This is a genomic window from Blautia sp. JLR.GB0024, from assembly GCF_037000545.1.
Lineage (GTDB): Bacteria > Bacillota > Clostridia > Lachnospirales > Lachnospiraceae > Blautia > Blautia celeris.
The window spans coordinates 41,538-55,059 of the sequence record NZ_JBANBF010000018.1 but is presented as its reverse complement, the minus strand read 5'-3'; the positions used below and the strand labels follow the sequence as shown (position 1 = coordinate 55,059).

Annotated in this window: 13 protein-coding genes and 1 pseudogene; 2 read left to right on the top strand and 12 right to left on the bottom strand. The window is 47.3% G+C overall.

All coding sequences use genetic code 11. The features are described 5' to 3' along the window. Window positions 1–389: 389 nt before the first annotated feature. The 3 genes from V8Q34_RS24255 to eda form a co-directional block, all read right to left on the bottom strand. On the bottom strand, window positions 390–1,412 hold the full coding sequence (locus V8Q34_RS24255; RefSeq protein ID WP_335836478.1) for a sugar kinase: 1,023 nt from the start codon (window positions 1,410–1,412) through the stop codon (window positions 390–392). 195 nt (window positions 1,413–1,607) lie between these two features. After that, window positions 1,608–2,633 carry a sugar kinase gene (locus tag V8Q34_RS24250; protein ID WP_148393319.1) on the bottom strand — a complete coding sequence of 342 codons (1,026 nt, stop codon included), beginning with the start codon at window positions 2,631–2,633 and terminating at the stop codon, window positions 1,608–1,610. 73 nt (window positions 2,634–2,706) lie between these two features. Beyond that, the gene (eda, locus tag V8Q34_RS24245) at window positions 2,707–3,342 is read right to left on the bottom strand and encodes a bifunctional 4-hydroxy-2-oxoglutarate aldolase/2-dehydro-3-deoxy-phosphogluconate aldolase (RefSeq protein ID WP_103732364.1); all 636 of its coding nucleotides are present in this window, start codon (window positions 3,340–3,342) and stop codon (window positions 2,707–2,709) included. Window positions 3,343–3,592: 250 nt separating this feature from the next. Between eda and V8Q34_RS24240 the strand changes: the two genes are divergently transcribed. Beyond that, window positions 3,593–4,348, top strand: a complete 756-nt coding sequence (locus tag V8Q34_RS24240; protein WP_335836477.1) for an IclR family transcriptional regulator — start codon at window positions 3,593–3,595, stop codon at window positions 4,346–4,348. 176 nt (window positions 4,349–4,524) lie between these two features. Here the strand turns inward: V8Q34_RS24240 and V8Q34_RS24235 are convergent, their stop codons facing one another. From V8Q34_RS24235 to aroD, 5 genes and pseudogenes are all read right to left on the bottom strand, one after another. Beyond that, window positions 4,525–4,929, bottom strand: coding sequence for a PD-(D/E)XK nuclease domain-containing protein (locus V8Q34_RS24235; RefSeq protein ID WP_256139434.1), 405 nt, complete (start codon window positions 4,927–4,929; stop codon window positions 4,525–4,527). A gap of 621 nt (window positions 4,930–5,550) precedes the next feature. Then, a pseudogene (locus tag V8Q34_RS24230) lies at window positions 5,551–6,137 on the bottom strand (AAA family ATPase); the annotation flags it as partial. Window positions 6,138–6,220: 83 nt separating this feature from the next. Beyond that, on the bottom strand, window positions 6,221–6,925 hold the full coding sequence (sigE, locus tag V8Q34_RS24225) for an RNA polymerase sporulation sigma factor SigE (RefSeq protein WP_225305410.1): 705 nt from the start codon (window positions 6,923–6,925) through the stop codon (window positions 6,221–6,223). A gap of 113 nt (window positions 6,926–7,038) precedes the next feature. Beyond that, window positions 7,039–7,905, bottom strand: a complete 867-nt coding sequence (locus V8Q34_RS24220) for a sigma-E processing peptidase SpoIIGA (protein WP_256139380.1) — start codon at window positions 7,903–7,905, stop codon at window positions 7,039–7,041. Window positions 7,906–8,103: 198 nt separating this feature from the next. After that, a complete protein-coding gene (aroD, locus tag V8Q34_RS24215; protein ID WP_227211760.1) occupies window positions 8,104–8,865 on the bottom strand; it encodes a type I 3-dehydroquinate dehydratase in 762 nt (253 codons plus the stop codon). 399 nt (window positions 8,866–9,264) lie between these two features. Between aroD and V8Q34_RS24210 the strand changes: the two genes are divergently transcribed. Continuing rightward, window positions 9,265–10,131 carry a shikimate dehydrogenase gene (locus V8Q34_RS24210; RefSeq protein WP_033139053.1) on the top strand — a complete coding sequence of 289 codons (867 nt, stop codon included), beginning with the start codon at window positions 9,265–9,267 and terminating at the stop codon, window positions 10,129–10,131. Window positions 10,132–10,516: 385 nt separating this feature from the next. Here the strand turns inward: V8Q34_RS24210 and V8Q34_RS24205 are convergent, their stop codons facing one another. The 4 genes from V8Q34_RS24205 to moaC all read right to left on the bottom strand — a co-directional run bounded on the left by V8Q34_RS24205 (window position 10,517) and on the right by moaC (window position 13,470). Next, a complete protein-coding gene (locus V8Q34_RS24205) occupies window positions 10,517–11,668 on the bottom strand; it encodes a DUF4179 domain-containing protein (protein ID WP_033139054.1) in 1,152 nt (383 codons plus the stop codon). Between the two features lie 12 nt (window positions 11,669–11,680). Further along, window positions 11,681–12,175, bottom strand: coding sequence for an RNA polymerase sigma factor (locus V8Q34_RS24200; protein WP_033139055.1), 495 nt, complete (start codon window positions 12,173–12,175; stop codon window positions 11,681–11,683). Between the two features lie 263 nt (window positions 12,176–12,438). After that, entirely contained in the window at window positions 12,439–12,930 is a 492-nt protein-coding gene (locus tag V8Q34_RS24195; RefSeq protein ID WP_033139056.1) for a MogA/MoaB family molybdenum cofactor biosynthesis protein, read from the bottom strand. 57 nt (window positions 12,931–12,987) lie between these two features. Further along, window positions 12,988–13,470, bottom strand: a complete 483-nt coding sequence (gene moaC / locus V8Q34_RS24190) for a cyclic pyranopterin monophosphate synthase MoaC (protein ID WP_033139057.1) — start codon at window positions 13,468–13,470, stop codon at window positions 12,988–12,990. Between the last annotated feature and the right edge of the window lie 52 nt (window positions 13,471–13,522).

Genomic DNA, 13,522 nt, shown 5'->3' with positions numbered 1-13,522 from the left:
CCTTCCAAGCGACGTTCTCTCTTTTCCTCCCGAACGACGCTCTCAGGCCAAAGGGGAAGACCGGCAGGGGCAGCAGGCCCGCAGGGGGTTCTCCGGCTGGTGTTCCGTAGGAGGCGTAGACTTGCTTAGGAAAAAATGAAGCCCCGGACAAGGAGAAATTTCGGTTACCATCCGAAATTTCAGGGCAGTTGAGCAGTTCAGCCATAAAGGCTGGACTGCGGTTCTGCCCGGTGCCTTGTCCGGGGCTTCATTTTTTTCTTAGCAAGACTAGCCGACGAAGGCATCAGCCGGAGAACCCCCTGCGGGCCTGCTGCCCCTGCCGGTCTTCCCCTTTGGGCGTCCCCCTTCGACCATCTTTCGTTTTGTGTCTCCTTTTATACGTCCCTACATCATCGTTCCATTTCCACCTGCGCCCCCATCCCCATATGATTCCGAATAATCCGATCAATCTCCTTCAAATCACAAGAAGGCAGATCCCCCGGAATCGTATTCTTCACAGAACTGGTCGCATTCCCATACTGAAGCGCCTTCTGACAGTCAAACTCATGTGCCAGCAGCCCATAAAGCGCTCCGGAAATATAAGCATCCCCACTCCCAATCCTGTCCACAACCTCAATATCCCGATACGGCTCCTCCTCATAGCATCTGTCTTCCTTCGCATTATAGATCACAGACCCAAACGTATGCACCTTAGGACTATGCACAATCCTCTGCGTAGAAGCCACAATAGAAATCGGATATTCCTCCGTAAAACTCTTCATCATAGACTTCACATCCCCATCTTTCAAAAATGTCAGCCTTGCCGTATCCTCAGAACAGAAGAAAACATCCACATAGGGCAGAATCTTCTCAATACATTCTTTCGCCTCCGCCCCGGTCCAGAGATTTCCCCTAAAATTCACATCAAAAGAAATAATCGCCCCATTCTCCTTAAACTTCCTGATCATCTCCACCGCTGTATTCCTGGTATTCTCCGCCAATGCCAGTGTGATCCCGCTGGTATGGAAACACCTGGTGCTTGCAAACATCTCCTGCGGCAGCTCTTCCACCCCAATCTTACAGAAAGACGCATGCCGCCTGTCATAAACCACACTTGGTTTCCTGGGATATGCTCCGTTTTCATAATAATAGATACCCAGCCTTGCATCCGGCTCCTCGTCATACACCAGATAGTCATCACTGACTCCGCAGAAACGAACCCTGTTCTTGGCATAAACACCCAGAGCATTATCCGGCAGCTTGGATATGATTCCTGTCCTGAGGCCCAGAAGAGACGCACCTGACACCACGTTTAACTCAGCGCCGCCCACCTGCTTCTGAAATGTCTCACCGCGCACGATCCTCTCATTATCCGGCGGTGACAGCCTCAGTAAAATCTCTCCTAATGAAAGCAAATCAAAATCTTTTTTCATCCTAAAACCCTCCCTGATTCTCTTATCTATCAATAACCATAAAACTGCTGTCCAGCCCAATCTGCTTCAGCAGAGAATACTTTCCAAATGGTCTGCTGTTATAAACAATGGGATGCTGTTTTCACAACATCCCATTTTTATTTAAATGTTCACCCATGGCAAAAGGGCTATCATTTATAACTATTTATTCTGTCCTTATCTCTGCACACGTCCTGAACCGTCTCCGCCTGCAAGTTTGGAAACCTCATCCATAGAAACCATGTTGAAGTCACCTTCGATCGAGTGCTTCAGGCAGGAAGCTGCCACTGCGAACTCGATGGTGGCCTGTGCGTCATAGCCGTTTAAGCATGCGCAGATCAATCCGCCGCCAAAGCTGTCGCCGCCGCCTACACGGTCAACGATGTGCATTTTGTATTTTTTGCTGAAGAAGTAATCATTTCCGTCATATAACATAGCGGACCAGTTATTGTCATTTGCAGACAGGGACTCTCTCAGTGTAATGGCAACCTTTGAGAAGCCAAAACGGTCAGCAAGCTGTTTTGCAACATCTTTGTATCCCTCGTGGTTTACAGTACCTGCAGTAACATCTGTGTTGGCTGCTTTGATGCCGAATACATCGGCAGCATCCTCTTCGTTTGCGATGCAGACATCCACATATTTGCAGATCTCACCCATAACCTGTCCTGCTTTTTCCTTGGACCACAGTTTATTTCTGTAGTTTAAGTCACAGGAGATGGTCAGGCCTGCATCTTTGGCTGCTTTGCAGGCTTCCAGACAGATAGCTGCTACTTCATCATTTAAGGCCGGTGTGATTCCCGTAAAATGGAACCAGTCAGCGCCGTCGAAAATGTGCTTCCAATCGAAGTCAGAGGATTTTGCTGTAGCGATAGAGGAGCCAGCACGGTCATAAATAACCTTAGAGGGTCTCTGGGATGCACCTTTTTCAAGGAAATAAATTCCCACACGGTCGCCGCCGCGTGCGATTTCCGTTGTATCTACACCATATTTTCTTAAAGAATTGATAGCAGCCTGTCCGATTTCATGTTTTGGCAGCTTTGTAACAAATGCTGCGTCGAATCCGTAGTTAGCAAGGGAAACAGCTACGTTAGCCTCTCCTCCGCCGTATGTTGCGCCGAAAGTATCTGCCTGTACAAAACGATAGTATCCTTCCGGAGCCAGTCTTAACATGATTTCACCAAATGTGATCACTCTTTTTGCCATTTTTTTAATTCTCCTTTGAAATAATATATTTCCGTAACTGTCAGGGTAATGGACAGTTACATATCTCCTGTATTTATCTTACTTCCTTTACCAGGGCAACGGCTTCCTCGGTCAGGGATTTGATCTTGTCAAACTCTCCTGCTGCGATCAGATCACCTTTTACCATCCAGCTTCCGCCGCATGCGAAGATTTTGTCGCAGGTCAGGTAATCTTTTACATTCTTAGGATTGATGCCGCCAGTAGGCATGAATTTGATTCCCACATAGGCTGCTGCCATAGCTTTGATCGTGGATACTCCGCCGTACTGCTCAGCCGGGAAGAATTTCAGAACTTTCAGGCCGCGTTTCACGCCTTGTGCCACTTCAGAAGGAGTTACGCATCCGGGCAGAACCAGAATGTCTTTATTCAGGCAGTAGTCCACAATCTCCGGATCAAATCCCGGGCTTACAATGAATTTGGCGCCTGCTGCAACTGCACGGTCCACCTGCTCTGTGGTCAGGACTGTACCGGCACCTACCAGCATCTCCGGAAATTTCTCTGTCATGGTACGGATAGATTCCTCGGCTGCCGCGGTACGGAATGTTACCTCCGCACAGGGAAGTCCTCCCTCACATAATGCTTTTGCCAGCGGCTCTGCATCTTTGACCTCGTTTAATACGACTACCGGTACAACACCGAATTTTGAAAGCTGTTCTAAGATTGCGTTCATAACTTCCTCCTTGAAATGAATGATTGATTTTTCGTTTTATGGGCCTTGCTGTGTTTGCCTATTCGTGTTTATTCATTCCACATTATGAAACTCCGTTTCGTATTGTGGTATCTTTATCTTGAATTATACTCTTCTCGCTCAGATTGTCAAGAGTAAAATGAAAAAAAATTCCGGTTGTTTCCTGAATGGGAAAGTGTTACAATAACGCCAAAGCCTATTCGTGAAAAATAACCAAAGGCAGGAATATATTATGGAAGAAAAGAATCCCATCCAGGTGGCTGACAGGCTGTTTCTCGTCCTGGAAACCCTGGCATCTGACGGCCCCATTGCGCTGGCAGACTTAAGCCGGCAGCTTGCGCTCAACAAAAGCACAGTGCACCGTCTGCTCTGCTCCCTTATCTATATGGGATATGTAAAACAGGATACGGACACACAAAAATATGACTTGTCCCTGAAATTATTAAGCCTCTCCAACCGTCTGTTAAGCCGTATGGACATTTTGGAGGTTGTGCGCCCTCATCTGAAAAAGCTCTCCGAAAAGACAGGGGAAACCGTGCATTTTGTCCAGCTTGACGGCGCGGAAGCTGTATATATCTATAAAGAAGAATCCTACCAGAATTCTGTCCGCATGGTATCCAAGGTAGGCAACCGAATTCCCCTTTACTGCTCCGGTGTTGGAAAAGCCATGGCTGCTGATATGGACGAGGAACAGATACGCCGTTTCTGGGATGCAAGCAGTATTGAGCGCCTGACCCCCCATACGATTACGGAATTTTCCCGTTTTCAGGAAAAAATAGAAGAAGTGAGAAAAAAAGGCTATGCCCTGGACGATGAGGAAAATGAGCTTGGTGTGCGCTGTATCGCGGTAAGTCTCCCTGATTATAAGGGACGTGCCCGCTACGCCTTCTCCATCTCCGCCCCAGCTGCCAGAATGTCCGATGAACGGATTGCCCAGCTCGCAGAGATCATTTTGAAAGAAAAACAGGAGATACAGCAGAATATGTAATTCAGCAGAATCATTAAATATATGATTTTGATGAACAGCAGTATATATGATTGCAGAAAAACGCATTAAAAATGAACGCAAATAAAACAGCCGTCCCATAACCGGAAGCTGCAAATCCCATTGGATATGTCTCCCCGTGTTACCAGACGGCTGTTTTATATTTTAAAATTTATCCCCTAAATATTTTCCCTCACGGCCTGCCCGCTGCCCGTGACAGTTATAGATTCCCACGTAAGCGCACACTGCTTTTTGTCATGTGCAATGCCTACACACAGGACTTCTCCTGTCAGACCGCTGTAATACTGCTTTTTTAGTATTTGTTTCAATGCAGATTTTTTCAGTGTCTCCACATCACTTCCCTGCTTAAATTCCAAAATGATATGCGGACGTCCCGGTTCCAGAGCCTTCAGCGTAATATCACTGCGTCCATGCCCCTGTTCCAGATTACTGCTCACCTCGTAGATTCCTCTTACACTGATACACATTCCCAGAAACAGCATATGATAGGCATTCTCCCTGGCATCAAAATAGCTGGTACAGGATATGACAATATCCCGATAAATTTTCAGGAATCCCTCCATATCTTTTTCCAGCAGGCAGCGGAACATTCCCTGCAGGTCCATATCGGAAATATTCGCCTGCTCCGCCAGGATTTTACGAAACTCAGCGCACACCTCCTCATTCGGAATGCGGACTTTCATAAAACTTTCGTCCTCCACATCCTCCACGGTCACATATCCTGCGTTTACCAGCAGGCCCCACAAACTGTAATTATCCTGCAGTTCTATAAATGAAGTCTCCAAATTAATTCCAACCCGTACGGTTTTCTTTTCGATCAGCTCATCAAATTCCCTGCGAAACCGTTCATCTGCCTTTTTCACAGCCTCTTTTACCAGATAATTGGTGGAGGTATTCACCCAGAAATTCTCAGCCCTGCCCTTCCTGATATAGCATAACAGGGACCACGGATTATAAATGTCATATCTCCCAAACCGATATCCATCATACTTTTCTTTCACCACTGCAGACAGTTCCATGCCAAAATCACAGAGCAGTTTTTCTGCCTCTCTTTTTGTGATGCCGAATTTGTCAGAATAACATTCATCTATCACTGTATAGATACTGATATTATTCAGTTTGGAAAATATACTCTCTTTTGCCACTCTCTGGATTCCTGTAAGCAGCGCCTGGTCCATGTACTCATTTCCCTTCAGGGCAGACCCGTAAAAGCTGGAAAAGAAATCTCCCAGTTCCTTTCTGTATCCATTTTCATAGCTGGATAAAACCGGCTGGTCATATTCATCGATCAGCAGAATCGGAGCAGCCCCATAATGATCATGTACCACCCTGATAAGTTCTTCCACATAGGCAGACAACTCTGCAAATGACATAGAACATGAAATTAGTTTTTCAAGATTGTTGTAGAATATCCTTACATATACATCTCTTTTATCCTGGCTGCCGCTTTCAAAAATGACTGCATATCTCTGATATTCTTTTAGGATTTCCTTCGAGAGACGCACCTTCAGCTCATCCTGTGTCTTACCACTGCAGTCTTTAAAGGAAAAATAAATGACAGGAGATTTCTGCTGTCTCTTGTGATATCAAAAAATTCCCGGAGCATGGTCATATTTAGTGTTTTCCCGAATCTTCTCGGTCTTGTGATCAGGGAAGCCGTATCCCTCAGCTCTAAAAATTCTTTTATAAGAAGTGTTTTGTCAATATAATAATAATCTTTTTCTCTTACTATACGAAACTGGTCATTTCCGATTGGCAGAGCCTTCTGCATCCTCATCACCTCATTATCAACTCTTCGTGTTGTCACTAGTAAGTATAGCCTTAATGAGGTTCCCCAGTCAACCCGGTAATGTGTTATTCGTATCTTACGATCTCTTTTTTCAGTCTCTTCATGATCCGCTTTTCCAGCCTGGATATGTAGGACTGGGAGATTCCAAGAAGGTCAGCGACTTCCTTCTGTGTCTTTTCCCTGCCATCCGGCATATTGATGCCGAACCGCAGCCGCACAATGGTCTGTTCCCTTTTGGTCAGCTTGCCGATCGCCTTCCCCAGAAGGGACCGCTCCACTTCACTTTCGATTCCCCTATAGATCACATCCTCATCCGTCCCCAGAATATCGGATAAAAGCAGTTCATTTCCATCCCAGTCCACGTTCAGCGGCTCATCAATGGAAACCTCCATCTTAGTCTTGCTGTTGCGCCTGAGATACATAAGGATCTCATTTTCAATACATCTGGATGCGTAGGTTGCCAGCTTGATCTTCTTTGTGGGGTTGAATGTATTGATGGCTTTGATCAGGCCAATGGTTCCAATGGAGATCAAATCCTCCACCCCTACCCCGGTGTTGTCAAATTTCTTGGCAATGTAAACGACCAGACGCAGGTTATGTTCGATCAGACGTGATTTTGCGTCTGCATTGTCCTCTGTCTGTAATTTTCCTATCATTTCCGCCTCTGCTTCTGCGTCCAAAGGCGCCGGAAGGACCTCTGCTCCTCCGATATAATGAATTTCTTCCCCTCTTCTGAATATAATATTGGAAAACCCCGAAAAAACAGGCATCTGTACTTTTCTCTCTGCTGCTGCTTCCATATTCATTTATGCTCCTCCCTAAAACTGTCAAAGCAAATCCTGACTTTTGCTCTGCTGTGTGCCCGGAAATGCAGAATACCATTCTATTCTGCGTTCACAATGCACGGATTGACGATTATCTGAAAGTTTCCGGCAGTGGAAAGCTGGTTCCCTGCAAGCCCTAAAACTGCATGTTTTACCACACTGCCTTCTTCTCCTGCTGATACATATAGTTCATCTACAGTGACGGCAAGCATTAGTCCATTATCCTGCCCCACGCTGCGATAGGAAATGTAATGAGGATGAAACTTAAGCACCGATTGGGCACAGATGTCCTCCGTGCTCCCGGTTCCGCTGAGAAGCCTCTCAAAAGAAGCCTTTTGGTCCTCGCCAAGAAGCTCCTCAAACCTCCCGTATTCCACAACGCTCACCGGTTTTCTGGTGAGTGTGTCACGCAGCCTGTTGCCAGTATCATACAGTCCTTTGACTTTCACTGATTTGCCGCCCGCGCGAATGATAACTTCGCAAATGGCGGAGCTTTTTCCTTTTAAGTATTCCAAGAGTCGCATTCCTAAGATGAGAATCCAGTAAGTGGCTGTGGTGATGAAACAAAACGTAAGTAAGCCTTCCTTTGTGCCGCCCGGCAGGGCCGTAAGTATCCCTCCTGTGAGAAAGGAAAAACCGTACAGAAGTAAAATCCCTGTAAACAGTTTTCTCCATGACCTGCAGCAGCAGCCCACCCACACCATGAGGATGCCCAGGACGCCGTGTGAAAGCAATACCCTTATGTAGGGGGACGATAAAGGCAGCAGTGTGATCACACAGATACCGGCAGCTCCCAGCACTGCACCTGCCAGAGAACGAAGAGGAGTGGCAGTCCCCTTCAGCACCCGGTTCACCAGACGCAGCAGCAAAAAATCCATTACCAGATTGACTACGAAAAAAACGTCAATGTAAAATTCGTAGTACACAAAACACCCCCTAAACCTTGTATGACTCATTCATGTCAGCAGAAAATCCGCTAAGTGCGTTTTCTGCTGCATACTTATCTGGAATAAGTAATGTTCATTATAGGTGATAGGGGGTGTTTATTTTGTCAAAACCGCTTGGACGAATCAAAAATCTTTTCGACAGTTTTGGTCCCGTTTTTTCTTGTTATGTTATCCTCTTTATGTAAAGCTTTCATGGAGAAGCTGCAGGGTTCTGCGCATCCTTTCCGCCGGGATCTGGCCCGGTGCAGAGGCCTTGATGCCCGCCGAAAATGTGACGGCTGAGCCTGACGCCTCTCCGCAAAGACGGCTCAAAACTCCTGTTTTTCCCATGGACATAGTGATGACCGGTTTCTCTGTTCTGCGCTTCATCATGACGGTTGCTGTCAAAAGAGACATGAGGTCCTCGTCACTTTTTGGCATAACAGCCAGTTTCAGAATATCTGCCCCGAAACGGTCCATGGTCTCCATCCGTTTTACCATCTCTTCTATAGAAGGTGTCCTGTCAAAATGATGGTTGGAAGCAGCCACATAAACGCCGCATTCTTTCAATCTTTTCATCAGAGATTCTGTCCTGTCCGTGTCAAAAAAAGCTTCCACGTCAATCAGGTCCACAAAGCCGGTTTTGGCGGCATTTTCCAGAAGATTTACATAATCCTCACAGGTAATGGACTGACTGCCTCCTTCTTTGTCGGTTCTGAAGGTAAAAAGAAGGGGAATCTTGTCTAAAACGCAGTGAATGGTTTTCAACATTTCCAAACTATTTTCGCTGTTCTTTCCCTCCTCATAACAATCTGCGCGCCATTCGACGAAATCCGGTTCCATGTTTTTCACTGTTTCTGCTTCTTTTATGATTTCTTCTCTTGTTTTTCCTGTGAGGGGAATACATATTTTCGGAATTCCCTCCCCGATCTTTATGCCTTTTATCTCTACGGTTTTCATGTTCCTTTTTCCTCCTGGTAAATGTTACTGTTCACTGCGTGCCCAGCAACACGCTTCGTGATACACGGATATGAAGCATTCTGCTCCATATCGCGCTGGCTGCCTCGGGATTTTCATGCTTTTGGTCTGAAAACACCCGGCGGGACAGTGGTGTGTGAACAGTAACTGATAAATTACTGCCGCTATTATAACACACTTTTTCTCTTGACACCACGAAAGTTTCCTTTTACACTTTAAATTAATGCAGGTGCAGGTTATGGTTCGGTTTTATTGAATCATTACGGGTGGCGGCCTGCGAAAAAAGGCGGCGGACTGCATGGATTCATGTGACAGGCAGAAGACTGTTCAGATTCATGTAACAGAAAGATGGCCGCCAGGTTTCAGAAAGGATGAAAAATCATGATACCAATTACGGGACAAACACAGCTTACCGGACTGCTTGGAAGCCCGGTGAAACACAGTATTTCACCTATGATGCATAATACAGGCTTTCAGGCTCTGGGGCTTGATTTCGTTTATCTTTGTTTCGATGTAAATGAAGGAACTTTAAAAGACGCCGTAAAAGGACTGCGCGCACTGGGTGTAAAGGGATTTAATCTGACTATGCCCAATAAAAATAAGATATTGGACTATCTGGATGACTTGTCCCCCGCTGCAGGTCTGATCGGAGCTGTGAATACTGTGGAGAACAGGGATGGGAAACTGGTCGGGCATAATACGGACGGAATCGGATTTATGCGGGCTGTGAGGGAGCAGGAAATCGATGTAAGAGGAAAGAATATAACACTTATGGGTATCGGAGGAGCCGCCACGGCTATCTGTACACAGGCGGCGCTTGACGGGGCAGGAAAAATTGATGTGTATGCCAGAATGACGAGCAGGTTTCTGCCTCGGATGAAAGACTTGATCGGGCGGCTGGAAAAGGAAACCGGATGTGTGATCTGTCTCTGTGATAATGAGGATAAGGATGGGCTGAAAAGGAGTCTTGAGGATAGTGTGCTGGTTGTGAATGCCACTTCTGTGGGGATGGCACCGGATGAAGATGGTTGTATTCTGCCGGGAAAGGATTTTCTGCATGAGGGGCTGGCTGTGGGGGATATTGTTTATAATCCATGGGAGACAAAGCTGCTGCGGATGGCGAAGGAGATGGGATGTAAGGGGTTTAATGGGTATGCCATGTTGTTGTATCAGGGGGCGGAGGCCTTTCGGATATGGACGGGGCGGGAGATGCCGATGGAAGTAGTCAGAGAACGGCTGGGGAAATAGGTGGCTTAGCGGACGGGGAAAGAAAGGGCCGGAGGCCGGGATGCCTCTTTCGTCCTGCTCGAGGCTCCGTGCGTCTCAGCTAACCTGCTCCCAGTCACTAGGTTCGTCAGCAATGGCTTCCTCACCAAGTGTCTGGGGCAGGTGGATCTTCGACTCACTCCGCTTAACCTCGCCTGACGAAAGAGGCATCCCGGCCTCCGGCCCTTTCTTTCCCCTGACAGTGGCAGCGGTTATTTTTCTTATTGTTCTGTTGAAATTTACTCCCACAGAGCATTGTTAATGATATTGCAGGCGGAAGGTTATATAATTTAAGATGAGCTGTCTCCCGGAAATAGGGGACAGCTCATTTTTAATAAAACTGTTGGTTCGTTTGAATTGTTGTTGGTTATTCGTTTACATCGTAAACGTTGTCGTTGATGAGGATCTGGGTGATGTCTTCCGGGTTTACGATGCGGTTGTAGGTCAGGCGGAATTCGGTGTCTACGCCGCAGATGTAGCCTGTGTTGTCGAGTTCGTCCTGATCGTAGATGACGTAGCTGGTGCCGTCTTTGTATTTGAGTTCAATGTATTTGATGCAGTACGGGTCCTGGGCCTCTTCTTCGGGGGCCTGAGCGGACATGTTGATGTTCATGGAGATGGGGGAATAGGAACATATCCAGGTATCATCCCGGGACAGGGACTGCATGGAGACGGTTTCGCACTGGGGAAGGTCCACGTAATCTTCTGTCACTTCTATCTGATTTCTCTTTTCCGGGTCTGTCTCGTTCATCTCCTGAAGCTCGCCGAAGGTAACGGGATAGGTGTAAATGTGCAGTCTGGGCTGGTTTGAGGTGTTTTCTGCACTGCCCCATATCATGTAATCATAAATATAGTATTTATCAGGTGTGCTCTTTTCTGTGTCTACATACATGAATTCACCGGCAGGGTTTCCTTCCTGATCTTCAAAACAGAAGGAGAAGTTGGATTCCTGGGAGAAATAGGCACCTTTTGTGCGGTTTGTCTCGTCATCCGCGTACAGTGCAGTGACTCCTCCCTGTCTTTCCAGGGTCATAGACATGAGCATGCCGTTGCCGTCTGTGACAATGTTCTCTATGGTAAGGGTGTGATCACCAATCTCTTTGGTGATGTTCACCTCGGTTATATTGCCGCCTATGAGGGCGTCAGCTTTTTCCTCATCTACCGGAACGTATTCTTTGCCTGGGAGGTCAGCCATCATGCCGTCCTCTTTATCCGGGTCCGCAAGAATCTGGGTGTGTTCCTGGGAAGATTTTGTGGTGTTTCCGAACATGCCCTGGAAGAAATCCGTGTGCTCGGAAAGGTAAGCTGCCGCTGCTGTGCCGCCGGTTACGGTGAGGGTGAGGACTACGGCTGCCGCTGCTGCCGTGATCTTGCGCCAGGACTTTTTGGCATAGTTGGTTCTTGTCTTGTTCTGGCTGCGGATCCGGCTGTAAGTGTCCTGCAGGCGTTCATCCACTTTTTTCGGTATCTCTACTTCCTGTTCCAGGATCTGTTTCATTTCATTTTCTGTATAATTCATAGTGTGCCTCCTTTATTGATGCTGTAAGATATCACTTAACTTCATCCGTCCTCTTCTCAGACGGCTTTTTACTGTATTTTCACTGATGTCGAGAAGTTCTGCTATCTCTCTGGTACAGAAACCCTCCCCATAGTACAGGACAAAAATCATCCGGAAATCCTTCGGAAGCTCCTGTATCAGATCTGTGAATCCACTGTTGCTCTGCATCTCTTCCACCGCTCCTTCTTCAGGCACCTGTTCCACTACGGTGCATCTGCCCTGCTGCCGCAGGATGTCTTTGCAGCAGTTGATCAGGATTCTGGTAAGCCAGGTTTTGAAATACGCGGCGGACTTAAGCTCTGCCAAATGCTCATAGGCAGAAAGCACTGCCTCTGACATGGCGTCGGCAATATCTGCCTCACAGCTCAGATAGCTTCTGGCTACTTTGTACATTGCCTGTTTGTTCTGCTCGATCAGCTCCACAAAAGCATCGGCGTCCCCTCTCTGGGCCTTTTTTACAAGCCACATGCTGTTCTCCTCTCTGTCAGCGTCCTGCCTAAGCATTTCCCTTTTGGGGAGTGGTACACTGGCTGTATATTTTGAACCGGTTCATTGTCTTTTACATACATTAGACGAATCCGAAGGGTATTTGGGTGCACATATGAAATAATTTTAAATTTAAAAAGGGACGTTCTACGGCTGATCCTGGTCTCCGTATCACATCCCTGTCTGTTTTCAAGCTTATTATACCGTTTTGTTCTGACCGTCCTGCAGATGCCTGTCCTCTATGGTCACGTTCTGGCACAATTGTGTGCGGTTCCCTGCAGGATATCCAGGCCGTGTTCCAGTTCCGGCAGAATATACTCCAGGCATTCTCTCACCGCCTTCGGGCTCCCCGGAAGATTGATGATCAGTGCCTGTTTTCTGATGCCTGCTGCCTGACGGCTCAGCATGGCCCGTTTCGTGATCTGCATGCTGTATGCCCGCATAGCCTCAGGAATACCCGGTACCTGTCTTTCACAGATGTCCATGGTAGCCTCCGGCATGCAGTCTCTGGGCGAGAAGCCCGTTCCGCCTGTGGTGAGGATCAGATCTGCGATGTTCTCATCTGCCAGCCTTGCCATCTCACGGCTCAGCATGCCCCTCTCATCAGGGAGCAGTATCTTGTATGTAATCTGATAGCCGGCTTTCTCCAGAATCTCACAGATGACAGGCGCACTCATATCCTCTCTCTCTCCTGCATATCCGCTGTCACTCGATGTTATCACTGCTGCTCTTCTCATAAAAATTCCCCCAATCCTTTTGATTGCAATAAAAAGCATGTTTATATGGAATATTTGTCATTTGAAATAAAAATCCCCGCTTTTGCCGCCCTTTTTCTCCACCAGATGAATCCCCGACAGGACCATGCCTTTGTCAATGGCCTTGCACATATCATAGATGGTGAGAAGCGCCACACTGGCTCCTGTGAGAGCTTCCATCTCCACACCGGTCCTTCCTTCCACTTTTGCTGTGCAGATGGCTGTAATGGTCAGGTTTTCCTGGTCTGTCTCAAAGTCCACACTGCATTTGCTGATCAGCAGTGTGTGGCACATGGGAATCAGGGATGACGTCTGTTTCACTGCCATGATGCCGGCCACACGGGCCACACCCAGCACGTCACCTTTTTTTGCTGTGTGGTTCACCACCGCGTCCATGACTTCACGGTTTACATGAATGCTGCCCTTTGCTGTGGCTGTACGGCTTGTCACATCCTTGCCGGACACATCCACCATGATCGCATTTCCTTCCCCGTCAAAATGGGTCAGTCCATTATTATCCATAACTGTTCTCCTCTACTGTATCGTTATACGGTCCACGCCATGCCCGAAAGCA